The organism is Dactylosporangium sp. NPDC048998 (genome assembly GCF_043197855.1).
Classification (GTDB): Bacteria; Actinomycetota; Actinomycetes; order Mycobacteriales; family Micromonosporaceae; genus Dactylosporangium.
The window spans coordinates 84,300-109,705 of record NZ_JBICTV010000029.1; the positions used below are offsets into that span (position 1 = coordinate 84,300).

A 25,406-nucleotide genomic window follows, 5' to 3' on the forward strand; every position below is an offset into this window, starting at 1 on the left:
CCGGCGCCCGCCCTCGGGCGACCCAGGGTGGATGTCCGGTCAGCCGGCGGGCGCGGCGTCGGGGGCGGGCACTGTCGCAGGTGCCGCCCCGGCAGCACCGGCGGCGGGCAGCAGTTGGAAGCTGGCCGGCTTCTCCACCGCGAGGACGGCCTGGCCACGCCCGACAAGGCGCTGCGCGGCCAGTACGACCGCGCCCGGGCTGGCCTTGGGCAGACCGGTGCCCCGTTCCGCATTGTTGATCAGCTGGGCCAGCTCGCCGACCTTGTACACCTGGTCGGGGCGGGCCTGCAGGATGGCCAGGATCGACCGGTCGAGATCGCCGGGTGCACGCCGCGTCGGGCGCGGAGCATCTGCCTGCACGGCGGGCTGCGCTGACGCCGCCTCGGTATCGCTGGTGCCGCCGCCGGTCGCCGCCTCGGCGACGGTGGTGGGGTCGGGCAGGCCCCTGGTGTCCGCCACGACGTCCGGCTCGGTGTCCTGCGTGGTGTCTGCGTCTACTGGCGCACTGTCGGGCCGGTCCGCTGTCGCGGTGGTGGCGCCGGGGACGGGAGCCGGCTGCGCGGCCTCGGCCGTCCGGAACGCGGCCGCGCTGCCGTCAAGCGCAATGCTGTGAGGTTCACCGGCCGTGCCGTCGAGGGCGTCGACCAGTGCTTCGGCGAGCGCTGGCAATGGCTGCTCGGTGTCGGCTGGCTCGTCGAGCACGTCGGGGCTGCTGCCGATCGACGGCGGCATGCCCTGCACCGGCTCGGCGGTGGCTGGCGCGGTCTCGCCGTCGGAGGGCTCCGCGCTGGCGAGGGCTCGGCCGGTGCCGGTCAGGCGCCACACGGTCTGGCCGTTGCCGGCCTTGTCGGATTCGGCGAGCCCTGCGGCGTCGAGCTTGCGCAGCTTCGGGGTGGTCGTCGGGTAGGCGATGCCGGTGTGCTTGGCGAGGTTGCCCGCGGTCTCCTCGCCGAGTTCGCCGAGCGCGGCGAGGATCTGCTGCGACTTGTCGTCCAGCTGCGGCATGCCCCCGGCGGCCGTTGCAGCCGCCGCGGCGACGCTGATGCCGATGTCGGTGCCCGGATCGGTGCCGGTGGTTGTGCCGGGGTTGGCGCGTTTGGGCATATCAGCCTGCTTTCTCCTGCCGGAGCAGGGTTTCGTGGTTGGGCGCGCACTGATGCACGCTTGACCGGCGCGGACAAGCAAGTGCGTGCGCCGGATCGGTCGGATGCGCCGGTGGTGTGCGGACATGTGACTGCCGGCGATACGTGGCGGTCACCAGCGACAGGTGGCGGGTTCAGGCTTCCGGCGGCCCTGCAGGGGTCGGCGCCGCCGCAGCCTCTGCCTCCAGCCCGTTGCGGAGGTCTTGAGCGTCACGGCAGTCCGGCCGGGCGTGGTGGAGGAGCGGGTTCAGCGGGTGCTGGCCGGGTGGGCGTTCGCGTAGGCGTCGTAGACCTGATGGGGAATCGGCCCGTTTGCCCGCCAGCCGGGCAGTTGGTGGGTCTGCTCGTGCTCGGACCACCAGCGGCGTACCTTGCCGGTCTGCGTCGGCTTGGCAGCGGCGGTCTTGCTGGTCTTGTGCTTGGGCAGCCGCCGTCCGGCGGTGATGAAAGGCGCGAGCACGGTCCGCAGCCGCTGCAGGTTGGCCTGCGACAGATCGATCTCGTACTCGACGCCTTCCAGCGCGAAGCGGTAGGTGCCGACGCCGTCGGTGCTGGCGTCGAAGTCGTCGACGACGATGCGTTCGATGCGGGTAGCCACTTGGTACTTCTCCTTCAGCAGGGATGTGCTTGGGCAGCAGAGAAGGCCCCGCGCTGGCTGCGCTGCCGCAGCCACCGTGGACACGGAAAGCGCCCCGCCACCGTGGTTGGTGACGGGGCAGGCAGAGGTGGTGCGGATCGCCGGCTGGTGCGGGATCAGACGGAACTGGATGCGGTGGTGCACAGGTCGTGCAGGCGGCGCAGGGCGCGGTTTTCCAGCCAGCGGACGGCGTCGACGGTGCGGCGCATCCGGGCGGCGACCTCGGTGCGGGTGTGCCCGTCGAGGTAACGCAGCTGCACGGCGCGGCGCTGGTCCGTGGTGAGCCGCGCGAGGGCCTGGCCGAACCCGCCAGCTGCGGCGCCGGTGAGGGTGACCGCCGCGATCGTGCGCCGCCCGTCTGGTGACGCGGTCGTGGCCGCCGTGGCCGGGTTGGCGGCGGTGGCGGTGCGGTCGGTGTAGAGGGTGCGGGCGGCGCGCAGGTAGCGCCGCTGCGACCAGCTGTGGTTGGTCATGGCGCGGGCGGCGAGGCGGTACATCGAACCCACGAGGTCCGGGTCGATGCGGTGCGGCTCGGCCAGGGCGAGGCAGTACGCGTCCTGCACGAGGTCGTCGACCAGGTCGCGGTCGCGTTGCCAGACCCGGGCGGCGACGAATCCGGCCACGCGGTCCACTGTGGACCGATAGAGGTCGGTGAAGGCGTCGCGGTCGCTGGCCCGCACGCGGGCGGCGAGGACGATGTCGGCCTCGGTGACCGGTCGCCGGACCCGGTCGGCGCGGCCGACGGCTCGGGTGACCTGCGTGGTCTGGGTCGTCTGGGTGGTGGCCATGGTCGGATTCCTTTCGGCAGCGGCCCTGTCAGGGGCCGGGACGGAATCCGGGCACGGCCGTACGGCCGTGCCCGGAAGGTGTGCGCGGGTGCGCGTGGCCGGGCATCGGCCGTGTCGTGCGGGTTCAAGGGGCGCGCGGGGCTCCGGAGCCGCCGGCAGGTGCGGTGCCGTGCCGGCGGGGCGTGGCCCGGGCTGCGGCAGGGTGGTCGGTCAGCGGTTCAGACCGCTCAGTTCAGGCCAGGTGCCAGGGCCATGTGTACGCGCCGACGCTGTAGCGGCCGTCGGCGTCGGGGTGGACCTGGTCGGCCTCGCGGACGGTGGTGACGGTGCCGTCGTCGTGCTCGCCGTGGATGAGCAGCATGTTGCCGTAGAGGTCGTCGAGCAGCCGCAGGCGCGGGTACTCGCCGGGCATCGGGTCGCTGTTGCGGTCCGGGTTGGCGTGGGCGGCGGCGAGTCGTCCGACGGTGGCGCGGTCGAAGCGCGGCAGCAGGTGTCCGGCGTCGGTGGTGTAGCCGTCGGGGATCAGTGCCGGGTAGGCGGCGCCGGCGACGGGGTCGCAAGTGACCGTGGCGGGCACCCAGGCGGCGCTGGCCGGGACGAGGTCGTCGCGGTGCTCGGTGAACCCGACCCGGTGCAGCCCGATCAGGTGCTCGTCGGCTGCGTCGATGTCGACCCACATCCAGTGCCCCAGCTCCTCGCGGGCGTCACGGATGATGCCGATCAGGCCGGGCCGCTTGCCGTTGTCGTCGAGGGGTAGGTATGCGGTGTGGTAGCCGTCGAGGTTGGCGGTGCCGTAGCTGCCGGTGGCGGTGTGCCGCCAGGTGTGGGCCTCGGCGGCGTGGATGGTCCCGCCTTTGCCGTACCAGGCGGGTTCCCCGTTGGACTGCAGGATGTCCAGGGTGGCGGTGCCGGTCCAGATCAGCGCGGGACGCAGCGGCGCGCCGGCGCGGACCTGGGCGTCGGTGATCTTGTGCGCGCTGCACGCCATGGCGTGCTCGGCGAGCGGGATGACGTCGTCGAGGCGAAACCACAGTCGATGGGTCACGGTGCGCTCCTTCGTGGACGGGTTGGACGGGAAAGAGGTAAAGGGCAGCCAGTGCGCTGGCCGGGCTTGGATCGCGGCCCCGGCCCGGGGCGCCGGGCGGACGTGCTCAGCCGCTGGTCGGCGCCGGCCGGCCGCGGTTGCTGCCTGGGTGGCGGCGGGCGACGCCGAGCAGGGCGTGGGTGGCGCCGAGCATGATGGTGAACAGGTCGTAGTCGGCGGCGGTGGCGCGCAGGCGGCGCAGCACCGGCGCGGGTACCGGAATGCCGGTCAGGGTTTCGCCAGTGGTGCCGGTCGCGGCGTCCCGGGCCGCGGTGGGGGTACCGGGGCCGTAGCCGTCGGCGTAGACGGCGCGGATGCCGTACGCATGCGGCTGCCCGGGTGCGGCGTCCAGTTGCGGGAGGCCGTTGGACAGCAGGTAGATGCCGTCGGCGGCGGCCAGCAGCAGGGCCGGGCCGGGCGGCTCGTCGGCGACCGGGTCGGCGTTGGCCGGTGCCGCGGCGGCGTGCTCGGCGAGGAGGAGGACCTCGTCGAGCGGGAAGATCAGTTCGGGCACGGGCGGCCCTTTCTGCGGGTCGTGGGAGGTCGGGCTCGCGCTGCGGGCGCACGCCCCTGCGTTTGGTGTTCGCCGCGGAGCCGGGTGGGTGAGCGGCGACGGTGACGTTGGGGTGGACCGCCCAACGTGGCTGCCGTCGGCGCCTGCCGGGCGCTGGCGTGGTGGTGGAGCCGGTCGGGCAGCACACTGCGAGTCCCCCGGGTGCAGGGATTGGCGAGTGGGCTGGCCCGGCCGGTTCCGTTGGTGATGTGGTGTCAGAGGGCGACGGCGAGCAGCCGCTGGTCGGCGTCGATGGCGTCGAGGTAGCGGGTGGCCTGCTCGAGGTACGTCACCCGGTGGGCGACCGCGTCGCTGGCCGGGGCCAGCCGGGTGCCGTCGGCCAAGATGACCGTGTCGGCGGCCAGGGCCGTGGTGGCGGCGTAGTGCTGGTAGGCCACCGGGCCGGCCTGGAACATCTCCAGCTCGCGCAGGTCGAGGCGGCCGGCGCCGTAGCTGACGGCGTTGTGCATCCGCATCGCGATGACGCGGGGCTGGTTGTTGTACCGGGCGATCGCGTCCTGCAGCGACAGCCGCGCCGGGTCGGCGAGGTGCTGGTGCAGCAGCTGCGGCCACGGCATCGCGGGGCGAGTGCCCTGCACGACGCGCGACCACACCTGGTGACGCACACCGGCGCCGACACCGGCGGCGTGGCGCATGCCGGCCAGGTCGAGCAGCCGGACGGGGCCTCCGGCGCAGTAGACCGGGCGGCCCTTGCGGGGGTCGACCAGCTGGCTGCGCTGCCACATCCACATGCTGGGCGTGGCCCAGAAGCGCGGGGCGAGGGTGCCGGAGACGCCGAAGTGCGTGTCGAGCTGGCGGCTGGTGAGTGCCTCACCGGGCAGCTCGTCCGGCACACAGACAATCATGACCTTGACGGTCGGGGCCGGTGTCGCCGCCGCAGCGCCGTTGGCACTAGCTTTCGTGCTCGACGTCGTGGTGGCGCGGTGCTTCTTGGCCATGATGGGTACCTCCCGGAGGTGTTGGGCGCCGTCAGGGCGCGCGGCAGTGACCGGCCCACCGGGTGCATGGGTCGGTTCGCGGAACGGGTCGGGTTGGTGGCGCTTGGGTGCGGCGCCGGACGTGCTGGGTGGTGCTGTGGCTGGTGCGACCTGGGGTCGCCGCACGGGGTGCGGTACCGACCGGCCCGATAGGGCGGGTGGGTGACGGGCACCGGGATGGTGCGGCGGGTGGCCCGAGGTGGGACCGAACCGGGGTGGAGCGATATATGAGGTGTGATGTAGTGCCGTGAACGGTAGCGGCCTGCGCTCACAGCCCCGCCGTCGCCATGATCGGCGGACAGTGGGGTTGACCTGCGCTGTGAGCGCTTTGTGAGCGGCAGGCCGCGTCGTGCGTGGTGTCGCGGTGAGACGACACCACACTCACAGGTGATCTTGTGGTGTGACGGTCACCGACTGCGACCGGCCGAACGGTGACCGGCTCCGGCGGCGTTGACCTGCGCTGTGAGCGAGTGGCGCCGCCTCGTGGCGGGGGTCAGCGGCCGGGCAGTTGCGCTAGGGCGTCGAGGCTGCCGCACGCGACGTGGCAGCGGCGGACCACACGGCCACGGCGATCGTGAGCATCGCGGCGAGGATAAGGGCAGCGGCCTCGGCCGGACGCAGCAGCCCGAGCTGTGTGCCCAGCGCCGCCGCGGCGACGGGGACGCCGAGCTGTGCTGCGGCCAGGCCGCCGTAGGCGAACGGCTGGCCGGTCAGCCGCATCGCCACGTGGACCAGGACCGCACCCAGACCGAGCGCCACGGCGAGTACCGCCGACCGGAGATCCGCGGCGAGCGCCCGCACGTCGAGCGTCGCGCCCAGCCAGACGAAGAACAGCGGGCCCAGGAACCCTTCGGTCAGCGCGAACAGCTGCCGTGCCAGGCGCCGCGGTTCGCCGACCGCCGCGACCGCCAGCCCGAAGCAGAAGCCGGCGAGCAGGACCGAGATGTGTGCCGCCTGCGCAAGCGCCGCGAGCGCAAACAGGATGACGAGGTTGACGCGCATCTCGATGGCGAACTTGCGCCGCTCGGACACCCGGTGGACCCGGTTGCGCAGGCCCGACGCCTCAAGCCACCGCAGCAGCACGTACAGCACCGCCGTTGCCGCGAGGACCAGGCCGGCGCCGAGTGCCGCCCGGCCGGCGTGCCGCGGGTCGATCGCGAGCGGCAGGGCCACGATGCACACAGCATCGGCGATCGCGACCTGCGGCAGCAGCTGCAGCACCGCGTCGCCCGCCAGGCCGAGGCCATCGACGATCGGCAGGATCAGCGCGGCCGACGACGACGCCATCAGCACCGCGTAGAGCGCCGCATGCCCGGTGTGGAAGAAGATGTTCGCGAGCAGTACCGCGGGAATGCACGCGAGCGCCGCGACGCCCGCCACGCGCGTGAGGCCGATCCGCAGGGCGCCGCGCAGGCGCAGGTGGCGCACCGGCACGTGCGTCCCGGCCACGAACATCACCAGCGCGAAGCCGATGTTCGCCAGGAATGCGAACGTGCCGTCCCGGGCGTCGACCATGCCCGCGCCGGTCCGCCCGACCGCCGCCCCGGCGGCGAGCTCCCCGAGCACGACCGGCAGGTGCCAACGCCGCGGCAACGCCAGCAGCGGCCCCAGCAGCGCGACCGCGCACACCACCGCCAGACTGCCGAAACTCATCCGATCACTATTGCGCACCGCTGGACGCCCGGCGACGACACCGCCGCCCGGCCGGTCGGCGATCTCGCTGTTCGACAGCCCGCCCGGCGGTCGGCGACGCAACGCACCGCTGTCCATTGAAGGACGCGGCTGTCTTGTCGAGCGCTGTGGAACTCGTCCAATCGCTCACGTTGCCGCTGCGATGGAAATCGCCACGCCGGTCAACCATCGATCCTTGGCTCTCGCCAGCAAGCAAGCAAGCAAGCAACGGACAACGGTACGGGCTGATCTCCAGAGGCAGGTACGAAAAAGGCCGATCGACGGAGAGTAACGGCCGAGTCATTGGATATGGGATCGTCGGCCGACTGGCAGCGTCCGCTCATGCCGAGAACAGTGCATCTGATCATGCAGGCGCGAACGACTCTATAATTCTGCCGGTGTTGGTTCGGAGGCCGTAGGGCTCCGGCTGGCGGTGGTCCGATGAGCCGGAGGCCTTTCTTGCGGGAAGAACATCCGATCGACCTTCTGGTCGCCGCGGTGGAAGGAACGGCGCCTGATTCGATCGCCAGCTCGTTGCGAGTGTTGTCTGAGCAGTTGGCCGGTCGGCGGCACTGGATCCTTGGGCCACCTGAGTTCTTCGACGAACCAGGTGTTGGCGCTGTCCGCTCGCTGGGGCTCGTGCTGTCGATCTATACGGCCTTGCCGCCGTGGGACGAAGAAATTGATCGCCAGATAGATCGCGCCCACATGGAAGAGGTCAAGGAGCTCATCGGGGAGATCTGTCGGATCTCTGGTGAGCACGATGTCTCGTTTGTCCTCGAATATTCAGAAGAAGTGATTGGCATGGTCGAACATGGTCAAATGGACGAATCGCTCGAAGTCGGTCTGATCGGCGAGTGGGAGCGTGTGCTGGATGAGCGAGACCAGTAAGCCGTTTCCGCGCTAGTTTGGGGTTCACGCATCTGCCGCGAGGCGCGCGCAGCGCAGCGTGACGAGCCGGGCCAGCGCTTGGCACCCGCAACTGCCGAATTGAGGGCAGTGTGGTTCAAGCTGAGAGGGCGGCGCGGGAGCGGAGGAAGTGGCGTTCGGCGGCGTTGTCGGTGAGCGCGGCGGCGCGCTCGTAGGCCGCCGTGGCGTCCTCGGCACGGCCGAGCCGGCGGAGCAGGTCGCCGCGTACCGCGTGGAGGACATAGTGGTGGTCCAGGCCGTCGAGGGCGTCTGCGAGCGGCAGGGCTGCGGCCGGGCCGTGCACCTCGGCTTACAGCGACCGCGCGGTGCAGTGCGACGACCGGGGTGGGTACCACGGCGGCCAGGTGGTCGTATAGCGCGAGAATCTGCTGCCAGTCGGTGTGGGCGGCGGTGGCGGCATCGCTGTGCACGGCGTTGATGGCGGCCTGTAGCTGGTAGGGGCCTGGCCGGTTGCGGCGCAGGCACCGCCTGACCAGGCCCTGGCCTTCCCCGATCAGCGCGTGGTCCCAGAGCGTGCGGTCCTGGTCATTGAGCCGCACGAGTTCGCCGCCGGGGCCGATGCGCGCTGGCCGCCGCGACTCGATCAGCAGCATCAGCGCGAGCAGGCCGAGTACCTCGGGCTCGTCGGGCATCAACGCCGCGAGTAGACGCCCGAGCCGTAGGGCTTCGGCGCTCAGGTCGTCGCGGGCGAGGTTGTCACCTGAGCTTGCGGTGTAGCCCTCGTTGAAGATCAGGTAAATGACGGCGAGGACTGCGCGGAGGCGGTCGGGAAGATCGGCATCGCGGGGCACGCGGTAGGGGATGCCGGCGTCACGGATCTTGCCTTTGGCGCGGACGAGCCGCTGGGCCATGGTCGGTTCGGGCACGAGGAACGCGCGCGCGATCTCGGCGGTGGTGAGCCCGCCGAGCAGCCGAAGCGTGAGCGCGACGCGGGTGGCGGGCGCGAGCGCGGGGTGGCAACAGGTGAAGATCAGCCGAAGCCGGTCGTCGAGCACGGGGCCCTCCCGCCCGGGATCGGGTGCATCGTCTGGCGCGTGCAACAGCAACGCCTCAGCGTGCCGGTCGGCCCGCGAAGACCCAGGCGCCGGCGGCTTTCATCTCCTCGGTCAGGGTGCCAAGGTTGGCCATGATCGGGGCGAGGACCTCAGGCAGGGGGCTGGTAAACACTGATCAGGTACTGCCTCATGCCACAGGATCCTCTCAGGCGGTCGGGCGGTACGTTGCGATGATCACGCCAGTTGTCGTCGGCACGGCCTCGACCAACTCCAACGTGCCGTAGGCCCCCTCACCCTCGGCGAACAGCCTCGTGCCCGTACCCAGCGTGAGCGGGTGGATCGACAGCGTGTAGACATCGACGAGACCCGCTCTGGCCAGCGACCGCACGAGCTCGCCGCTGCCGAGCACGACCAGGTCGCCCGCGACGTCGCCCTTGAGCGCGGCCACGGCTTGCGTCACGTCGGCCTTCAGCAGGGACGAGTTCTCCCACGGTAGGGGCTCGGCCAAGGTGCGCGAGGCGACGTACTTGTGCTTGCGGTTGAGAACTGCGGTGTACGGGTTGCCGTCGGTCTGCTTCGACCAGAAGCGGTAGAACTGCTCGTAGGTGCGGCGGCCGAACAGCATCACGCCGTCGTCGCTCATGCCCTTGCCCATCGTCTCGGCCATGACGTGGTCGGCATACGGGTGTGCCCAGCCGCCGTGCCGGAAGCCTCCCCGCGCATCCTCGTCAGCCCCGCCTGGTGCCTGCATGACCCCGTCGAGCGTCACGTTCTCAACGGCAACGAGCTTGCCCATCGCGCTCTCCTTGCGTGCAGGGCCAGCCGGTCGCCAGCCCGTCACCAGCTACACGAACGACCCGCCGCCCGATCGACAACGCGTGTGGGGAAATTTCACCCAGGCCCGTAGCCGAGCGTCGCTTGGCCACTCATTCGCTAGGCACTACTTTGCCGCGATCCGCTCGGAATCGTTCGCGATTCTGGAGCCGTGGTCCAGACCAACGATCCGATTCTCGAGCTCAGAGGTGTGCTGTTTCTCGCATCAGGGCGCAATCGCCGCTGGGAGCATGATGCGCGTGGAAAAGTCCAGCCCGTCGATCTGCAACACGTAGCATCCCGGGTCGCGGAGCCGCAGGTAGGTCGGGAACGCGCGCCACGCACCGGGTGTCTCGCTCGTCGGCGGAAGCTGGAGTTCGGCCAGCGGCCGACCCTCGGCGAAGCCGACCGGCGAGTCGCCGTCAACGCGGCGACCCCGTACGAGCACCGGACCGCCATAGCTGGGCTCGATGGTGAAGTTGATGTTGGCGCCACCGTAGCCGGTACCGGCAAAGAGAGTGTTGTCCGTCGGCGGAAACGCGAACCGGACCTGAGCGTTGCCGGACACGTTGCCGCCGATGATGAGCTGGACCGGGCCCTCGTTCGCAAGCGCCGCACCGAACGGGTTGCCGACGTTGCGGTTCGAGGTCGCCACGCAGTGCCACTGCTGATCGACCGCGAAGTCCCGGCGCAGCGTTGCCGGAACACTACCGGCAGGACAGTTCGGCGAAGATCCGCAGTACGACCGGTATGTCACGTCGCTTGCCATCGGGTACGGCGACGCACGAAGCGGCGGCGACGGCTCGGGAAGCGGCGGCGGATCAGGCGGCTCAGCACAGGCGATTAACAGCCCGCACGTCAGCAGCACACCGGCGAGCGCCGTAGCCCGGAGCGGCAACATGCGCACGCTGTCAGTGTAAGTGCGTCGAGAACCTGCCCGGGCAGTCAGTGGTCGTAGCGGCCTGGGTTGGTGCCGGAGCGGGGGCCGTGATCGGACGGCAGTTCGTGCAGCCGCCGTCGGCGGCCCGGGCTGACGGGCAGGTCGGTGGTCAGGGTCCAGACCCGCCCGGCGGGGTCGGGGCCGTGGACGGCGGTGGCGATCGGCATGGGCGTGGCCACGCCGGTGAGCAGCCGCAGGATGTTGGCTTCCCGCTCGGGGGTGGGCAGCCAGAGCAGGACCGGGTAGCGGGGGCCGAACTCGGCGAGGCGGGCGTAGCCGCGCAGTTTCGCCACCACGCGTGGGAGGTCCTCGGTGCCGCGGTCGTGTTCGAGGAAGAATCCGACGGTGTGCGCGTGGGCGTGCCAGATGCCGTGGCCGTCGGGGCGGACGCCGGACTGGGCGTAGATGTCGGTGGCGTGCTGCTCGGACCACCAGCGTGCCAGCCGCGCGCCGGCGGCGTTGGGCAGGCGGGTGGCGGCGATGAGGTCGATGAAGAACTGGTTGACGCCGAGCAGGTGTGCGGCGGTGGCGCTGGCGGCGATGCGCCGGGCCCGTTCGAGGGAGGTGCGGGGCGGGCGGGTGTGTCGGCTGTCGGGGTCGTGGTAGGCGTCCGGGTGCAGCTGCAGCCCGACCGGGCCGAGGGTGTAGAGGTAGGGCACGGCGGTGTGGTCGGCGTTGGGGTAGGCGAAGCGGTGCACGATGCCGAGGCGGTGCAGGGTGGTCAGGCGTCGCTGTGCGGTGCGGCGGCTGTCGAAGAACGCGGCCGCGATCTGGGGCGTGGACAGCAGGTAGTGCTCGGCGAGCAGCGCGAGGAGGGCGCGGTCGCGGGGCACGATGCGGCGGAACGCGGCGAGCGGGTCGGCGCGCACGGCACGGGCATCGGGCAGCGCGGCGTCGGACGAGCCGGACCCGGACGCGGACGCGCGGGAAGCGGGCGAGCCGAGCACAGCGGAGCCGGGTACGTGGGAACCGTAGGTGGAGGAGCGGGACGCGGATGGGTTGCGGTCGTTGGACGACATGGGTGTTGGAGCTCCTGGGCAGGAAGGGATCCCTCGTTTGCGAGGGTGTCTGGCGGGTGAGAGCAGCCTGATCGGGTGCTGTCAGGCGCACGTGCTGCACTGACAGTGCAGGTCAGGCATGCCGGAATGGGTCGCGGCGGGACGCGGGAACGTATCCCACCGCGTCCGGGTCGACGACCACCTCGACGACATCCGCTGACGGCGGGCGTCGCACGGTGGGCATCAGGACCAGCGCACAGGCGCGGCGGGGCCGATGTGCGCCCCGTCGCCGGCCAAAGGGCGTGCCGGGCGTGGATCAGGTCCGGGACTGCTTGGGCCGGCCACGCCGCCCCTCGCCGCCCTTGCTGTTCGGCTGCGACAGCCGCTCGACGAGCGTGTCGATGGCGCTGGTGTCCTGTTCGGGCACCGCCGCGGCGGCGGCCTGCCGGATCGCGGTCGCCTCCCCCACGACCGGCTTGGGTGGCCGGGTGTGCATGGTGAAGGCGGGGGTTTGGCGGCCGGCGACGACGAGGCGGGCGGCGGCGGTGTAGGCGTCGAGGTGGGACAGGTCGTGCTCGTCGAGCTCGGGCAGGGTGTGCCGCCCGAGTACGCGGGCGTCCTCCGGCGCGACCGTGAAGTAGATCTTGTTTCTCGCGTTGGAGGACGCGGCGGCGAGGAGGTCTTTCGGGAACTGGGCGAGGTCCTGGTGGGCCAGGATCAGCGAGAGCCGGTACTTGCGGGCCTCGGCAAGCATCGTGTCCAGCGAATTGGCGAGGGTGAGGAAGTTCTGCGCCTCGTCGATGATCAGCGTGGCGTCCCGGCGTTTCTCGGGGGCGATGGTGGCGCGGGCGGTGGCTGCCTGCCACACCTGCGCCAGGACCAGGGAGCCGAGCAGGCGGGTGGTGTCCTCGCCGAGTTGGCCTTTCGGAATCCGCACCAGCAGCGCACCGCCGTCGAGGATCTTGCCTATGTCGAAGCTCGACCGGGGATAGCGCATGGTGCGTTTGACGAAGTCCCGTAGCAGGAACGCCCGCAACCTGGCCAGGACCGGGCCGATGACCTGGGAGCGGAGCGCGGGGTTGAGTTCGTCGTACCACTGCCAGAACCCGGACAGGCCGGCCGGGTCGTCGAGGTCGACGGTCATCGCCGAGCGGAACTGGGCGCTGTTGAGCAGCGGCGGGATGTGCTGCAGCGTCACGTTCGCGTGGCGCAGCAGGGTCAGGCAGGCCACCCGCATGACGTCGTCCATCCGCGGCCCCCACGCCTTGGCGAAGATGGTGCCGAAGATGCTGACCAGGTTGTCGACGACGAGGTCGGGGTCGTCGCCTTCGAGGGGGTTGAGGCACGGCGGGTTGGGCTGGTCCGGGTCGTAGATGACCAACCGGTCGGCCACGTTCGCGGGGAGCCGGTCGAGGATGTCGGTGATCATGTCGCCGTGCGGGTCGATGACCACCGTCCCGCGGCCGGCCCTGATCTCGTCGACGGCGAGGTTGACCAGCAGGGTGGTCTTGCCCGAGCCGGTGGAGCCGACGACGTGCAGGTGGTAGCGGGCGTCCGGCACGGACAGGCCGACGCCGTGCCCGCCGACCTCGGCGTCGCCGAGGACCTTGATCCCGCGGCCGCCGGTCGGCACCGCGACTGGTGCGGGCATCGACTTCGCCCGCGCCCGGTCCAGGCCGGGCACCGCGATATCTCGCGGCAGCGCGGCGAGGACGGCGAGTTCGTCGCCGGCCAGGAGAAACCCAGCGCCGAGCCGCCGCCCGGCGAGCACGGCGACGGGGTGGGGCATACGGGCCCGGTGGGCGAGGCGGTTACGGCCGGCGTAGACGGCGAAGGACGAGGCGACCGCGTCGGCGATTCCCCGCAGCCGCCCCTCCGGCGAGGACCCTTCGCGGTGGCTGGTGCTGGCCAGGCCGTAGCGGATGCCGGCGGTCCATAACGGCTGCGCGGTCTTGTCCAGGATCGCCCGGACATCACGCTCGACCTGCGGATCACGGCGTTGTGTCGCACCCGACGAGGTGCGGCGGGCGGAGGTTCCCGTCTGGAAGACCTCGAGCAGCCAGAGCACCGGCGCGGCCGGGTTGAGCACCGGCACGGCGGCCTTGCCATCACGCAGCCGCCCGGCGGCCTGCCGTGCCCGCGTGGTACGGCGCGGCGGGGCGGGCCGGGCGAGGATCTGCACACAGGCGTGCTCACCAGGGCGCAGCTGGGCACCAGCGGCCATGAGCGCGCGCAGCGGATCGGCGTCGAAGCCGGTGTTGAACGGCAGCCACTCCGCGGCCTGGGGCAGCAGGTGGCCACCAACCGCCGGCGTCGCGTCGAGCGGGATGGGTGGCGGCGCGTCCGGGTCGGTGGTGGTGGCCGCGGCGGGCCAGGCGGCCCGGATCGCGGCCTCGACCGCACCTGGCGGGACGCTGCCGGGTACCCACACCGAGATCCGCAGTTGCCGGCCGGTCCAGGTGTACTGCCACACCACGTGCGGCGACCCGTAGAGGAGCTGGCGCCGGCGCGACGGGGTGAGGACCCCGTGCAGATTCGCCCACAAGGCGGCGGCGCTGTGCTCGTCGACCTCGGGCGGCGGGGCGATGGTGATGAGGCGGGCGTCGGCGGCGTGGCGGCGGTGCCGCCACCCGTCGAGCAGGTTCCGCCCGGCCACCCACGCCACCAGCGCCGCGGCGGCGACGCCGAGCAGCCACGGCCGGTCGGCCGCCCAGTGCCCCGTGTCGACCAGCCACGCCGCGACCGGCGATAGGGGTGGGGAACCGAAACCGGCGCCCGGCCCGGAGGGGCTGGGCGCCGGTGACGGCGGGGCGAGCAACGCGAGTTCGGGTGGCGGGTGGCTGGGTTGTTCCAGCGCGGGCAAGGCGCTGCCGGAACCGGTGAGGAAGCTGCTCACAGCAGGTCCTCCTCGTCGTCGAGGTCGAGCAGCTCGCTTGGTTTCGTGGTGGCCAGGGCGTGCTCGCTGGGTGAGGCGATCGACTCGAACGCGGTGCGGTTGGTGCCGCAGATGAGCAGGCCGTGGCCAGTGCGGGCGGACAGCAGCATCCGCCGTTCTCCGGCGGTGAGTCCGAACGCGTCTCCGACCGTGTCGATCGCCTGCGGGGCCTGCTTGAGCAGGATCTGCGTCGCCGCGTTGGACACCACGGCCATGCCCAGGTCGGTGCCCAGGACGTCGGCGACGTCCTGGGTGATCACCGACAGACCCGCGTTGCGTTTCCGGCCGGCCTTGGACATCGTGAACAGAAATCGGGCGCCTTGACCGTCGCGCAGGAGCAGCCACGCCTCGTCGACCACGACGAGTCGGCGGGTGGCCAGCCTGCGGTTGCCGGGGGCGTCGACGCTGCGCCAGATCGAGTCCAGGGCGATGAGGGTGCCGACGGTGCGCTGTTCCTCGGGCAGGTGTCGCAGCGACCACACCACCAGGTGCCCGTCGGGGCGGGTGGTGGTCGGGCCGTTGAACAGGTCCGCGAATGACCCGTCGACCCATGGGGCGAGCCGGGCGGCGAGCTGCGTCGCGGCGGGGTCGCTGTCGGCGCGCAGGATTGCGGCGAGGTTAGCGAGGAGCGGGGCGGGCCGGCGGTGGGTGGCCGGGTCGGCGGTGATCCCCGCCTGCCGGTAGGTGGCCAGGATCGCCCGGTCCAGCGCGGCGCGTTCCTGTGGTGGCGGCTGATGGCCGAGCAGGACCGCGATGAGGGTGTGCAGGAACAGGCCACGCCGGGTGAGCACGTCGGGGCGGGTGTCCCCGGCCGGCAGCTCAAGGGGGTTGATCTTCACGCCGGGCTGGCCGAGCCGTACGACGGCACCGCCGACCGCGTCGGCCAGGCGCGCGTACTCGTCCTCGGGGTCCACGACGGACACCACGACGCCCTGATACAGGTTGCGCAGCACGTCGAGCTTGCCGAAGTACGACTTGCCGGCGCCGCTGCGCGCGAGGACCACCGAGTTGTGGTTCTCCTGGGCCCAGCGGTCCCACCAGACGATGCCAGCAGAGTCGGGGTTGGTCCCGTAGAGCACGCCGCCGGTGGTGGCCGGGTCGCCGGGCAGCGGCGCCGGCAGATCCGAGCTCGCGAGGGGGAACGCCGCTGCCAGCGCCTGGGTGTCCATGGTGCGCAGCATCTGCAGGCTGTCGGTGGCCAGGGGCAGGGTGGTGGTCCAGCCCGGCAGGTGCCGCCACGTCGCCGGCTGCAACTCGATCAGCGTGGACGCCGCGGCGGCCTTGACCTGCGCGCACGCGTCGAGCAGTTCGGCCTCGGTGCGGGCGTGCACGGTCAGGTAGAGGCCGACGCGGAAGAGTTTGGCCGCACCACGCGCCAGCCTCTCGGCGAGATCGGCGGCGTCTTCGGCCGCGGCCTCGACGGAGGGGTCGGTGAGCTTCCCGTGCTCGGCGTCGGCACGGCGGGAGGATTCGAACCGGGCCCGCTGGTTGCGGAGCCGTTTCGCCGCGGCAGGTGCCGGGAGCGGGTCGATGTGCAGCGCGAGGTCCAGCCGGCCCGGCCAGGACAGCAGCGGCTCGAGCCAGGCCGGGCCGACCTCGGCGGGGTAGCCGGTGACGACGAGGGTGGCGGCGTAGCCGTCGCCGACCCGCAGCATCTGCGGGGTGACCTCGACCGAGGTCGGGGCGACCGCCGCCGCCACGCCTCCGGCGGGGGGCAGCGCCGCAGTGTCGACGGTGTGTCGCGCCGCCGGGCGGGTTCTGGTGCGTCTCATGGGGATGGCTCCTTGCGTCGAATGGGTTTCCGGCTGGCGACCGCGGGTCCGGTGATGACCGCGTCGGGGGCGGCGAGGCCACCGGGCCGGGGTGGCCGGTACGGGTCGGCCGCCGCGGCGAGCGCGGCGGTGACCGCTGGTCCGTCCAGGGCGCGGGTGGTGACACCGAGGCCGGACAGGGCACGCACGGTGTCGTCGGCGCGGCGGCGGGCGGCGTGCTCGCCGCGTTCGCCGGCGCCGGTGCGGGTGACGATGAGGACCTGCCGGCGCAGCGGGTCGCGCCGTTCGGTCAGGTTGGCCAGGAACTGGGCGTGGTCGGCGCAGGCTGAGGCCAGGGCCGGGTGCGGCAGCCGGTCCGCGGCGCGGGCCAGGTTTCTGGCGGCGGAGGCCAGGTCGACGGGCTGCGCCGACACCACGATCTGGGTGGGGGTGGCGAGGCTGTTGAGCCAGCGGCCGAACGTGTCGATCAGCGCGGCCTGTTCGTCGGGGGTGCGCAGCGCGAGGTTGACGCTGGTCGCGGCGACCATCGCCGCTCTTGCGCCGCCGAGGCTGATCTGCCCGTCGTCGCCGATCGCGGCGGCCGGCAGTTTCAGTGGCGCGGGCGGGGGCATCCTGCTCACGGAGGTATCGACCCAGTCCGGGGTTTGCGCGGTGGTGTCGGTCGTGGTCAGCGCCCGCGGAGCGCGGCAGTGCCGCAGCCCGGCCAGGAGCCACACGTCGAGGGGCAGCCCGTCGCGGCGGCCGACGGCCAGGCCGAAGACGAGACCGCCGAGGACGACCGCACCGCCGAGCAGTACCGGGACCGGCAGCAGGGTGTGGAGGGCTTTCCAGGCGCCGTAGCCGATGACGGCGGCGACAGCGAGGATGGCCAGCTGCCGGAACGTCAGCCCGTAGACGATCCTGTCGGGGGCGTCGACGTCGGTGGGAACCCGTGCCCTGTAGGGCTCGTCAGCGCTGTTCTTCGGACTCATTGGTGATCACTCACCCTTTCCATCCGGTACGGGGCCAACGCCTTGCCGTGCTGTTTACGCAGCACAAGCGCATTGGCCTGTTCTTTGTGTGCGAGGTCGAGGGAGGCGGCGTGTCACCGTGCCCCAGAAGTGGACCGACCGGGGGTGTGCCGGCCTCGGCGGAACGGCTGGCGGTCGAGGGGTTGACGGCCGCGCGGGCGCTGGTCGACGCGGTCGACCCGCGGACCGCCGCGGTCCACGACGGCGAGGTCAGCGTCAAGCAACCCGCCGCTGAGCTTGGTATCCCCGCTGACGCCGTCTCCGACTGGCTGCGCCCCGGCCGGGCCCCCGCCCCCGTCGCGGCCCCAGCGGATGCTGGTGCATCCCCTGGGACCCCGCCACCCCGGGCCATCTACCGGCAGAAGGTGGCAGCATCCGTGCGGCTTACCCCACCCGACCCGTAAGCACCGTGGGTCCGGACGAGCTCCCAGGCGATCATGAGATGCAGGGCACTCGTACCTTGGCGGAGATCGTGAAAGGACCCGATGAGATGGCCGGCTGGTCTGCGGTTTCCGGCACCCACGACTTCGTGGTGCCGGACGAGGAGCACGCGCGGGCACTGGCGCAGGCGCTGGCCGCGTACGGATTCCCACTGGTCAGCGCCAGACCCGCCCGCCAGGCGAAGGGTTGGACCGTCACCGCCATCGACGAAGGCCCCTACCCGCCCGACCTCGCGGGCCACCGCACCATCAACGCGGTCGGCCGCCACGCCGCCGTGGTGGCACGCCAACACGCCGGCTACCGCAACGGCGGCAGCCGCTGCGACCCGACCCTGCTCGCGCGGATCCGGCCGATCAACGCCCCGATCGAGTACACCAACCCCGGTGCACGGCCTCCCATCCCCAGCGTTGTCCTCGGCACGGCGCCGCCGCCGGCGACCCTGGGACTGGCACCCGACCATGCCGAGGACATACCAATCGACCTGTCCGGGCTGGACGAGATCGCCTGGACGGAGCTGGAACACGCCCACGGCCCCGCCGACGATGTCCCCGACCTGTTGCGGGCACTGGCCGACCCGTACGGCGACTGGGACCAGACCCTTGACGAACTGTTCGGCGACGACCTGCTGCATCAAGGGACCTGCTACTCGGCGACCGCCCCCACGTTGCCGTTCCTGACCCGCATGATCGTTTCTGGGGCGCTGCCGGCCAAACAGCGCCTCGACCTCTACGTGTGGCTGCTCATCGCGGCCGACCGATGGGCCGAGGGCCTGCTCGTCGACGCCGACCGCGCCGCTGTCCAGAACCGACCGCCCGCCGCCGACGAACGGGCCCATCAGGTTCACCGCACCGTCGATGCGCAGGTTCCCGCGCTGCTGGCCCGATGGAATACCGAACCACCCGCGGTCAGATACGCGTTGGCTTGTCTTGCTGCGCTGTATCCCCACCACGCACACCAGACCGGCGACCACATCACCGGCATGACCGAACAGCTCGAAGGGACTCAGCCAGGCGCGTACCTGAAACTGGCGCACGCACTCTTGCAGGCCCAGGACGGTCAGGCCCTGGCCATCGCGACCGACATCGTCGCATGGGAACAGAGCCACGACCCCGGATGGCTGGACGCACCCTGCGTCACCGTAGCGGTCAAGGCAGGCCACATCTTGGCTCAGGGAGCGCTTCGAGTCCTCAGCAACACCCAGTAACGTCGCGACCCGCGGGACCGGCAGTGCCGAATCCAACCAGCACCAGCAGAGCAGGCGGTATGAAGCGACCGTCGGCATGCGGGCCCGCACAGCCTCGTCGTCGCGGCGGTCCCGGCCGGCCGGGTTGTGGCTCATCAGGTCACCGCCCGAGCGGCGCGACCGAGGCCAGGCACGGCACGGGACAGCTGCTGCACCACCACGACCCGCACGACCATGCCGAGGAAGTTCGGTCGCTGGCCACCGGAGGACAGGGAGCGGCGCATCAGGCCGGGGACCTTCACGGTGGTCCAGAGCAGGACCATGACGACGAACAGGTTGGTCACGCCGCCGGGTTCGATCGGCAGGCCGACGACGGGCAGCATGGTGCTGCCGTCGGTGAGCATCCACTGCCCGGCGTAAAGGGTGAGGCCCTGCACGGCCGGGATCGCCAGGGCGACGCCGTAGGAGCGCCACCACAGCCGGGCGACCGGGTCGGTCTGCGGCAGGGCGTGGCAGGCCAGGGCGAGGGGCGCGGCGGCGGTGAGCAGGAGCACGGTCGTGAACCTGCCGATCATTGAGAGCGCGGTCGAGCCGAGCAGGATCAGGATGATGACCGCGCAGACGCAGAACAGCAGCCCGGCGGTCTGGTCCTGGGCGGCGAGCAGGTGGTTCTTGATGCCGTTGAGGGCGGCGGGGCGCGGCTCGCCGTCTCCGGCGAGGTTGTCCTGCACGAGCGCCGCGGTGAACGCGTTGGCCAGCTCGATCAGCTTGGCGCACCACAGCTGGGAGAAGTGGGCGGTGACGAACCCGACGATGCAGCGCGGGATCAGGTCTTTGACGGTGTAGCGGGCGCGTTCGTCGCCGCCGGTGGTCATGGTGAGCACGCCGGCCGCGACGAAGCACAATACGAAGACGAGGTCGACGATCAGCACCGATCGGCCGGTCAGGGCCTGCGCCTGCGGCAACGTCGTGACGTCCGGGGTGATCAGCAGCGCGTTCGTGATGAGGCCGATCAGCGCGTCGAAGCAGGCCAGGATCTTGTCGGCGAACCAGTCGAGCATGTCGTCCAGGAACCAGACCATCGTCGGCTCAGCCCCCGACGATGCCCTGGACGACCTGCAGCAGGATCGGCGCGAGGACGGCCAGACCGTAGCCGATCAGGGCGTTCTTCAACGCGCCTTTGGCCTTGTCGACCTGGGCCGGGTCACCGCCGGCGGTGGCCCAGTACACGCCGGCCAGGACGAGGAACAGTGTGGCCACCGCAGCCAGGATCCCCATGATCCAGTTCTGCAGGTTGGCGATGACGACCGGCAGCGAGTTCGCCGCCAGGACCATCGGCCCGCCCGGATCGGCGTAGGCGGCCGACGGGAGCGCGATCAGGACGACGGCGGTCGTGCCGATGGTCACCATCCGGGCGGTTCGCCGCACGACGGGCCGCGCGGTGCGGGATGGCGCCCCGGACGGCGCCTCGGCGCCGGCGACGGGATGAGCGGGTAGGGCCGGGTTGCCGCCGGCCGGGGCAAGGTTGGTGGGGTGCGGGTCGAGGGCACGCGGGCGTGCCCGCACAGTGGGGGACATGGTTGGGTCACCTCCCGCCCCGCGCCGGCGCCCCGGCACCCCGGGCACCCGATGTCGGGGCGGCGGGGCTGCTGAGGCGGGCGGCGCGGGGCGAATGCTCGAAGCAGCGACGGATGTGGCCGCCGCCGAGCGGATCCCGGTATGGGCGAGTGCGTCGCGAGCCGTGGCGCGCTCGGGAGGAGCTCGTCCTCCCTTACGGGTCGGCTGTGGATGAGGTGTCAGCGCATCACGTTGGCGCGGCACCCGAGCGCAAGGCCGGCGCGGCACTCGCGACCGGGACGTACGCCCGGCGGCGGGCAGAACCCGCGCGGTTCGGGCCGTCGATCGGCCGGGCCGGGAAGTCCTGCACTCCCCTATCCGGGTTTGTGAGCTGTGGCGAACACCCCCCGCCACTCACAGCCGCTCACAACACCGCACACCGCCGCGGCTGTGCGCGTAGGCCCCGCTCACAGCCGCCCGTGTGCGCGACACGCCCGCTCACACCGGACGGCTGCCCCCAGCCGCCGCCTTGGTTGGTGGGCCTGGCCGCCGGGTGGGCGGGCGGCCGCGAGCCGCGAACAGGCGCGGAAACGGGCCGTGCCGCCGACCTGGAGGTGGTCGGCGGCACGGCCCGGACGGTGACGGCTGGAACGGTGGTGGCCCGCCGGTCGGCGGCCGGATCGGGGTTCAGGCCGCGGCGAGCCGCGCGGGTGCGGTGGTCGTGGCGGTGGCGGTGGCGACCTGGGCGGTGCGGGCCAGCCGCCGCTGTTCGGCCTGCCAGGCGAGGGCCTGCTGGGCCTGCGGGGAGACCGTCCCGGTGAGGACGCCGTCGGCGAGGGCCCGGGCAAGGCGGGCGTCGACGCGGCGCAGCCGCATCCGCAGCGCGTCGACGGTGACGCCGAGCCGCACGGCGATCGGTTCGATCGCCCGCCGGCCGAGGCGGGTGTCGATGTAGGGCTGCTCGTCGGCCTCGTCGAGCAGCCCGAGCTCGACCGCCCGCCGCACGAGCAGGTCGGGGTGACCCCACGGCCGCTGCGGAGTCCGGGGGCCGGCCGCGACGGCGTCGAGGTCATCGACGAGCAGCACGTCGCGCTGCTGCGCCACGAGACGGTGCCCGGCGCGCTGCGCGGCCCGGCACAGGCTGGCGTACGGGGCCGGCTTGGCGACGTCGACGTGGTCACGCAACGCGGCGAGAAACCCTGCGAGGACCTCGGCGTCGACGTCGTCCGGGTCACCGCGCCAGCCGCCGGCGACCAGGGCGGCGGCGTGCCGCACGAGGGCAGGCAGGGCCAGCGCGGTCGCCGTGACCACCCAGGCCGGCCCGTGCAGGCGGGCGCGGGTGATCAGCTCCCGCCACACCGCGTCCAGACCGACCCAGTTCCGCCGGTGCCGGGCCAGCCAGGTACGCAGCTCCGCCACGTTGACCGGCCCACTGGGCAGGCCGAGCGCCGGATCGAGGTGGGACAGGTCGATGCACAGCGGGTCCGGGTCGCAGGTCAATGCGGCGAACGCGGCGTCCACGCACGCGAACGGCGACGACGGCCAGTCCTCCTGCCCGGCGGTACGCCCGTCGCGGGCCGTACAGGCGCCGGCGTGGTCCTGGACGCTCGGACCGGCGCCGGCGGCGGCCGGGTGACCGGCGGCGGTGTCAGGCGGCGCCGTGGCGGTGACGCGGCCATCAGGGGTGGTGTCAGCGGCAGTGTCACGGTCGGCGTGGTGCGCGGCGGCGGACACGGTCATGTCACAGCTCCTATGACAGTGAAGATCGGGGATTGACACCGGCGGCGTGTCACGGCGGTGTCGCAGGCATCAGTGCGCCAGACACCGCTCACGCGGCACACACAACGCCGGTCAGGACGGCCGCGGGCAGGGCGTGACAGCCTGCGGCGCCGACCGAGTCACACGATCTTTGACATCGACTGTGATCGTTGACATGGACGGTTGTCACAGTCGTTCACCTGCGGATTGACACGACGGTCGACGTTGGACATGCGGCCATGACGCCGTGACACGCGGCAGCGCGGGCGCTGCCGTCCAGCGGCTCGGCGCCACGCGGCACCCCGCCGAGCCCGCTCACAGCCGCTCACGGCGCGCTCACGCGCTGGGAGCATCGGCCGCCCGCCGCTGGCGGCATGCCGCGCCGGCGGCGGCCTGTGACAGCGAAGATGACCGGTCGATGCGGTCGCCTGTGACAGTGGTCTCCGCTGGCCGGCACGCCCGTGTCAACGATCAGCATCGATGACATCGGTGTCGCGGCATGCTGCCGCCGCACGTCGGCGGCGCGGTGCGCCCGCCGTCACTGCTGACTGGAGCCGATGTCACCGCCGCCGTCCTCGGCGGCCTCGCAGCGCGGCCACGCCGGGCGCACCGCCCCAGGTGTAGGGGGCATGGCCCAACCGGCCCAGTCGGCGACCGGCACGGCTGGACCGGCAGCGCCACGGTGCGCGGCGGGCGGCACCGTGACCCGCTGCGCGGCGGACCGTGCACGGAGTCCGGGTACGGGCGCGACGAACGGGCGGCCGTGAGCGGCTTGTGAGCGGCCGGGTGCTTGACAGGAATCACCGCTGTGAGCGGACATCACCCCCGCGATCGGTCACCGTCTGCGGGCGTGAGCGGCTGTGAGCGGCTTGTGAGCGGCAAGGGTGTTCGCCAGGGCTCACAGAACCGGATAGGGGGATGTCAGCGCTTCACGGCGCGGCGCGGAGCCGACAGTCACATGAGCAAGCACCCGCCGCACCACCCCACCAACCCCAACCCCGATCCCGACCTCGGCCTCGCCGGCGCGCCCGGCGAGGGCCGGCCGCTGGTCGACCTGGTCGCCGGCGACCCGCCGGTGCCGATCACCGTCTGGCGCACCGCCCGTGCCAGCGGCGACCGCGGCGCGTCAATGCCCGCCCGGCTGGCGCGGCGGCTCGTCGCCGCCTACAGCCGCCCCGGCGAGGTGGTCGTCGACCTGACCGACGACCACGTCCTCACCACCGCCTGCAGTACCGGCGCCCGCCGCCATCACCGGGCCTGGTTCACCGACGTCGCGTCCCTCATCGTCGGCCCCGCCACCGCCACAGGCACCGGCAGCCCCGCCGACGCCGACGACGAGACCGACACCGACCACCGGCTGCCGTACCACGGCGCCCGTCCCGCGCGTGCCGCCCGCATCGACGCTGGCGGTGACCTGGAGACGGACCGTGATGCCGGGGCGGTGTCGCTGGCCGACTGGTTCGGTGACGACCTGTCCGACGCGCAGTTGCCGCCGCACGGCCCGCCCGTGTCGCCGGTGCCCGAGGGTGTGTCGCTGACCGGGCTGACCAGCCTGGCCGTCGCGACCTGGCCGCTCGATCCGGACCCGGCCGCGGGCCGGGTCCGGCTGGCCTGGCTGCTGGCCGCCTGCCGGGAGCTGCTGCGCCCCGGTGGCTGCCTCGTCCTCGTCGTGGCCGCCCCCGCCGGACACGCCAGCGCCGGGCAGCCGGGCATCGGGCAGGAGGCTGCGCCGGAGGACTTCTCACCGATCGTCACCGCCGCCGCCCGTGCCGGGCTGGGCTATCTGCAGCACATCGCGGCCGTCGCCGCCGACATCAGCGGCGAGCACGGCGACGCGTTCGTCTACCACGTCGACGACGAGGAACTCCTCACCCTGGCCCGCGCCCGCGCGACCGCCGCCGGGCAACAGTGGACCGTCGCGCACCTGCGGGTGCACGCCGACCTGCTCGTCTTCACCCCGGCCACCCCGCACAAGGCGGCGCCGCGCCGGCACCGCCGGGACGGCCTGGACGGTGGTGAGCGCCATGGGTGAGCCCCGCACCGTCCTCGCCACCGGCCCCGACGAGCCGGGCCGCGGCACCGGCCGGCCGGACGTCACCGAGCCGGGCGCCGAGGCGTACGACGGCCGGCACCGCGCCATCGGCGGGGGGCCCACGGCGATGCCGGTGCCGGAAGGGCTGTCGGTGTGGGCGACCGCGCAGCAGACCGGGCCGGTGCAGCGCCGCGGCCGGTACGTGCCGGACTCGGTCAAGCACCCGGCCCGGATGCTGCCCGCGATCGCCGCGCACGCCATCGCCGCCTACACCCGCCCCGGCGACCTGGTCCTGGACCCGATGTGCGGGATCGGCACCACCCTGGTGGAGGCCGTGCACGCCGGCCGTGACGCGCTCGGGGTGGAGTACGAGTCCCGCTGGTCCGACATCGCCGACGCCAACCTGCGTCACGCCCGCACCCAGGGCGCGGCCGGGCGGGGCGGCGTGATCCGCGGGGACGCCACCGCGATCCTGTCGCTCGTCCCGGCCGCCCTGGCCGGGCAGGTCGCTCTGGTGGTGACGTCACCGCCGTACGGGCCGACCGTGCACGGCCACGTCGCCGTCGGCGACGAGTTGGACATCTCCAACAACCGGTACAACGACGGCACCGACAAGGGCAACCTCGCCTACCGCGACCTGACCGGTCTCACCGACGGCTTCGCCGACATCCTGCGCGGCTGCGCCACCCTGCTGCGCCCCGGCGGGATCGTCGTGGTCACCGCCCGGCCGTGGCGCAAACGCGGCGAGCTCGTCGACCTGCCCTCCGCGGTCATCGGCGCCGGCATCCGCGCCGGACTCGTCCCGACCGAGCGGTGTATCGCGCTGCTCGCCGCGGTCCGCGACGGCCAACTCGTCGCCCGGCCGTCGTTCTTCCAGCTGCAGTCGGTGCGCAAAGCCCGGGCCGCGGGCACGCCGATGCACCTCATCGCGCACGAGGACGTGCTCATCTTCGCCAAGCCCCCGACCCCCGGACCGGGAACCGATGTGTCCACATCGGACAGTGGTGGAGGGCGCCGATGACGGCCGCCCACCGATACCTGAGTCTCGGCGCCGGTGTGCAAAGCTCGGTCTGTCTGCTGCTGGCCGCCCGTCGGGAGATCCCGCGGTTCGACGCCGCGGTCTTCGCCGACACGGGCTGGGAACCCGCCGCCGTCTACGCCCAACTGGA

General features: G+C 72.4%; 21 protein-coding genes and 1 pseudogene. 5 read left to right on the forward strand and 17 right to left on the reverse strand.

What is annotated here, in order from left to right; all coding sequences use genetic code 11:
* Nucleotides 1-39: 39 nt before the first annotated feature.
* The 7 genes from ACGFI8_RS38510 to ACGFI8_RS38540 form a co-directional block, all read right to left on the reverse strand.
* Nucleotides 40-1,104 carry a hypothetical protein gene (locus ACGFI8_RS38510; RefSeq protein WP_392812244.1) on the reverse strand — a complete coding sequence of 355 codons (1,065 nt, stop codon included), beginning with the start codon at nucleotides 1,102-1,104 and terminating at the stop codon, nucleotides 40-42.
* 285 nt (nucleotides 1,105-1,389) lie between these two features.
* Nucleotides 1,390-1,923, reverse strand: coding sequence for an Lsr2 family protein (locus ACGFI8_RS38515; protein ID WP_392812245.1), 534 nt, complete (start codon nucleotides 1,921-1,923; stop codon nucleotides 1,390-1,392).
* Nucleotides 1,896-2,567: an RNA polymerase sigma factor gene (locus ACGFI8_RS38520; protein WP_392812247.1), complete on the reverse strand. Its 672-nt coding sequence runs from the start codon at nucleotides 2,565-2,567 to the stop codon at nucleotides 1,896-1,898. Before ACGFI8_RS38520 ends, ACGFI8_RS38515 begins: the two co-directional genes overlap by 28 nt.
* A gap of 232 nt (nucleotides 2,568-2,799) precedes the next feature.
* Entirely contained in the window at nucleotides 2,800-3,612 is an 813-nt protein-coding gene (locus ACGFI8_RS38525; protein WP_392812249.1) for a hypothetical protein, read from the reverse strand.
* A gap of 106 nt (nucleotides 3,613-3,718) precedes the next feature.
* A complete protein-coding gene (locus tag ACGFI8_RS38530; protein WP_392812251.1) occupies nucleotides 3,719-4,165 on the reverse strand; it encodes a hypothetical protein in 447 nt (148 codons plus the stop codon).
* Nucleotides 4,166-4,419: 254 nt separating this feature from the next.
* The gene (locus ACGFI8_RS38535) at nucleotides 4,420-5,163 is read right to left on the reverse strand and encodes a hypothetical protein (protein WP_392812253.1); all 744 of its coding nucleotides are present in this window, start codon (nucleotides 5,161-5,163) and stop codon (nucleotides 4,420-4,422) included.
* Between the two features lie 552 nt (nucleotides 5,164-5,715).
* Entirely contained in the window at nucleotides 5,716-6,855 is a 1,140-nt protein-coding gene (locus ACGFI8_RS38540; protein WP_392812254.1) for a cation:proton antiporter, read from the reverse strand.
* A gap of 477 nt (nucleotides 6,856-7,332) precedes the next feature.
* Between ACGFI8_RS38540 and ACGFI8_RS38545 the strand changes: the two genes are divergently transcribed.
* Nucleotides 7,333-7,764, forward strand: a complete 432-nt coding sequence (locus tag ACGFI8_RS38545) for a hypothetical protein (RefSeq protein ID WP_392812255.1) — start codon at nucleotides 7,333-7,335, stop codon at nucleotides 7,762-7,764.
* A 115-nt stretch (nucleotides 7,765-7,879) separates the two neighbouring features.
* Here the strand turns inward: ACGFI8_RS38545 and ACGFI8_RS38550 are convergent.
* The 7 genes and pseudogenes from ACGFI8_RS38550 to ACGFI8_RS38580 all read right to left on the reverse strand — a co-directional run.
* Nucleotides 7,880-8,879: pseudogene (locus ACGFI8_RS38550) on the reverse strand (RNA polymerase sigma factor); the annotation flags it as partial.
* A gap of 124 nt (nucleotides 8,880-9,003) precedes the next feature.
* Complete coding sequence (locus ACGFI8_RS38555; RefSeq protein WP_392812257.1) at nucleotides 9,004-9,594, reverse strand: dihydrofolate reductase family protein; 591 nt, start codon at nucleotides 9,592-9,594, stop codon at nucleotides 9,004-9,006.
* A 243-nt stretch (nucleotides 9,595-9,837) separates the two neighbouring features.
* On the reverse strand, nucleotides 9,838-10,518 hold the full coding sequence (locus tag ACGFI8_RS38560) for a hypothetical protein (RefSeq protein ID WP_392812258.1): 681 nt from the start codon (nucleotides 10,516-10,518) through the stop codon (nucleotides 9,838-9,840).
* 38 nt (nucleotides 10,519-10,556) lie between these two features.
* Entirely contained in the window at nucleotides 10,557-11,570 is a 1,014-nt protein-coding gene (locus tag ACGFI8_RS38565; protein ID WP_392812259.1) for a replication-relaxation family protein, read from the reverse strand.
* A gap of 295 nt (nucleotides 11,571-11,865) precedes the next feature.
* Entirely contained in the window at nucleotides 11,866-14,280 is a 2,415-nt protein-coding gene (locus ACGFI8_RS38570) for a type IV secretory system conjugative DNA transfer family protein (protein ID WP_392812274.1), read from the reverse strand.
* Between the two features lie 161 nt (nucleotides 14,281-14,441).
* A complete protein-coding gene (locus ACGFI8_RS38575) occupies nucleotides 14,442-16,256 on the reverse strand; it encodes a VirB4 family type IV secretion system protein (RefSeq protein WP_392812261.1) in 1,815 nt (604 codons plus the stop codon).
* Nucleotides 16,253-17,227 (reverse strand): PrgI family protein, encoded by a 975-nt coding sequence (locus ACGFI8_RS38580; RefSeq protein ID WP_392812263.1) that lies wholly within the window; start codon nucleotides 17,225-17,227, stop codon nucleotides 16,253-16,255. The genes ACGFI8_RS38575 and ACGFI8_RS38580 overlap by 4 nt, the downstream gene beginning before the upstream one ends.
* A 146-nt stretch (nucleotides 17,228-17,373) precedes the next feature.
* On the opposite strand from ACGFI8_RS38580, the gene ACGFI8_RS38585 reads away from it, so the two are divergent.
* Both ACGFI8_RS38585 and ACGFI8_RS38590 read left to right on the forward strand, forming a co-directional pair.
* Nucleotides 17,374-17,670: a hypothetical protein gene (locus ACGFI8_RS38585; RefSeq protein WP_392812264.1), complete on the forward strand. Its 297-nt coding sequence runs from the start codon at nucleotides 17,374-17,376 to the stop codon at nucleotides 17,668-17,670.
* Nucleotides 17,671-17,675: 5 nt separating this feature from the next.
* Nucleotides 17,676-18,911, forward strand: coding sequence for a hypothetical protein (locus tag ACGFI8_RS38590; protein WP_392812266.1), 1,236 nt, complete (start codon nucleotides 17,676-17,678; stop codon nucleotides 18,909-18,911).
* Between the two features lie 134 nt (nucleotides 18,912-19,045).
* Here ACGFI8_RS38590 and ACGFI8_RS38595 read toward each other — a convergent pair whose 3' ends face one another.
* From ACGFI8_RS38595 to ACGFI8_RS38605, 3 genes are all read right to left on the reverse strand, one after another.
* Nucleotides 19,046-19,972 carry a hypothetical protein gene (locus tag ACGFI8_RS38595; protein ID WP_392812268.1) on the reverse strand — a complete coding sequence of 309 codons (927 nt, stop codon included), beginning with the start codon at nucleotides 19,970-19,972 and terminating at the stop codon, nucleotides 19,046-19,048.
* A 7-nt stretch (nucleotides 19,973-19,979) separates the two neighbouring features.
* Nucleotides 19,980-20,300 carry a pilin gene (locus ACGFI8_RS38600; protein WP_392812275.1) on the reverse strand — a complete coding sequence of 107 codons (321 nt, stop codon included), beginning with the start codon at nucleotides 20,298-20,300 and terminating at the stop codon, nucleotides 19,980-19,982.
* An 834-nt stretch (nucleotides 20,301-21,134) separates the two neighbouring features.
* Nucleotides 21,135-22,187: a hypothetical protein gene (locus tag ACGFI8_RS38605; RefSeq protein ID WP_392812270.1), complete on the reverse strand. Its 1,053-nt coding sequence runs from the start codon at nucleotides 22,185-22,187 to the stop codon at nucleotides 21,135-21,137.
* Nucleotides 22,188-23,163: 976 nt separating this feature from the next.
* Between ACGFI8_RS38605 and ACGFI8_RS38610 the strand changes: the two genes are divergently transcribed.
* Both ACGFI8_RS38610 and ACGFI8_RS38615 read left to right on the forward strand, forming a co-directional pair.
* Nucleotides 23,164-24,237, forward strand: a complete 1,074-nt coding sequence (locus ACGFI8_RS38610; RefSeq protein WP_392812271.1) for a hypothetical protein — start codon at nucleotides 23,164-23,166, stop codon at nucleotides 24,235-24,237.
* Entirely contained in the window at nucleotides 24,230-25,258 is a 1,029-nt protein-coding gene (locus tag ACGFI8_RS38615) for a TRM11 family SAM-dependent methyltransferase (RefSeq protein ID WP_392812272.1), read from the forward strand. The genes ACGFI8_RS38610 and ACGFI8_RS38615 overlap by 8 nt, the downstream gene beginning before the upstream one ends.
* Nucleotides 25,259-25,406 lie beyond the last annotated feature (148 nt).

What these genes read in the sequence shown, in the direction of transcription:
- ACGFI8_RS38510 (WP_392812244.1), bottom strand. Translation starts at nt 1,104, where the DNA reads ATGCCCAAACGCGCCAACCCCGGCACAACCACCGGCACCGATCCGGGC.
- ACGFI8_RS38520 (WP_392812247.1), bottom strand. Translation starts at nt 2,567, where the DNA reads ATGGCCACCACCCAGACGACCCAGACCACGCAGGTCACCCGAGCCGTC.
- ACGFI8_RS38535 (WP_392812253.1), bottom strand. Translation starts at nt 5,163, where the DNA reads ATGGCCAAGAAGCACCGCGCCACCACGACGTCGAGCACGAAAGCTAGT.
- ACGFI8_RS38540 (WP_392812254.1), bottom strand. Translation starts at nt 6,855, where the DNA reads ATGAGTTTCGGCAGTCTGGCGGTGGTGTGCGCGGTCGCGCTGCTGGGG.
- ACGFI8_RS38555 (WP_392812257.1), bottom strand. Translation starts at nt 9,594, where the DNA reads ATGGGCAAGCTCGTTGCCGTTGAGAACGTGACGCTCGACGGGGTCATG.
- ACGFI8_RS38565 (WP_392812259.1), bottom strand. Translation starts at nt 11,570, where the DNA reads ATGTCGTCCAACGACCGCAACCCATCCGCGTCCCGCTCCTCCACCTAC.
- ACGFI8_RS38575 (WP_392812261.1), bottom strand. Translation starts at nt 16,256, where the DNA reads ATGAGACGCACCAGAACCCGCCCGGCGGCGCGACACACCGTCGACACT.
- ACGFI8_RS38580 (WP_392812263.1), bottom strand. Translation starts at nt 17,227, where the DNA reads ATGAGTCCGAAGAACAGCGCTGACGAGCCCTACAGGGCACGGGTTCCC.
- ACGFI8_RS38595 (WP_392812268.1), bottom strand. Translation starts at nt 19,972, where the DNA reads ATGGTCTGGTTCCTGGACGACATGCTCGACTGGTTCGCCGACAAGATC.
- ACGFI8_RS38600 (WP_392812275.1), bottom strand. Translation starts at nt 20,300, where the DNA reads ATGGTGACCATCGGCACGACCGCCGTCGTCCTGATCGCGCTCCCGTCG.
- ACGFI8_RS38605 (WP_392812270.1), bottom strand. Translation starts at nt 22,187, where the DNA reads ATGACCGTGTCCGCCGCCGCGCACCACGCCGACCGTGACACTGCCGCT.
- ACGFI8_RS38610 (WP_392812271.1), top strand. Translation starts at nt 23,164, where the DNA reads ATGAGCAAGCACCCGCCGCACCACCCCACCAACCCCAACCCCGATCCC.
- ACGFI8_RS38615 (WP_392812272.1), top strand. Translation starts at nt 24,230, where the DNA reads ATGGGTGAGCCCCGCACCGTCCTCGCCACCGGCCCCGACGAGCCGGGC.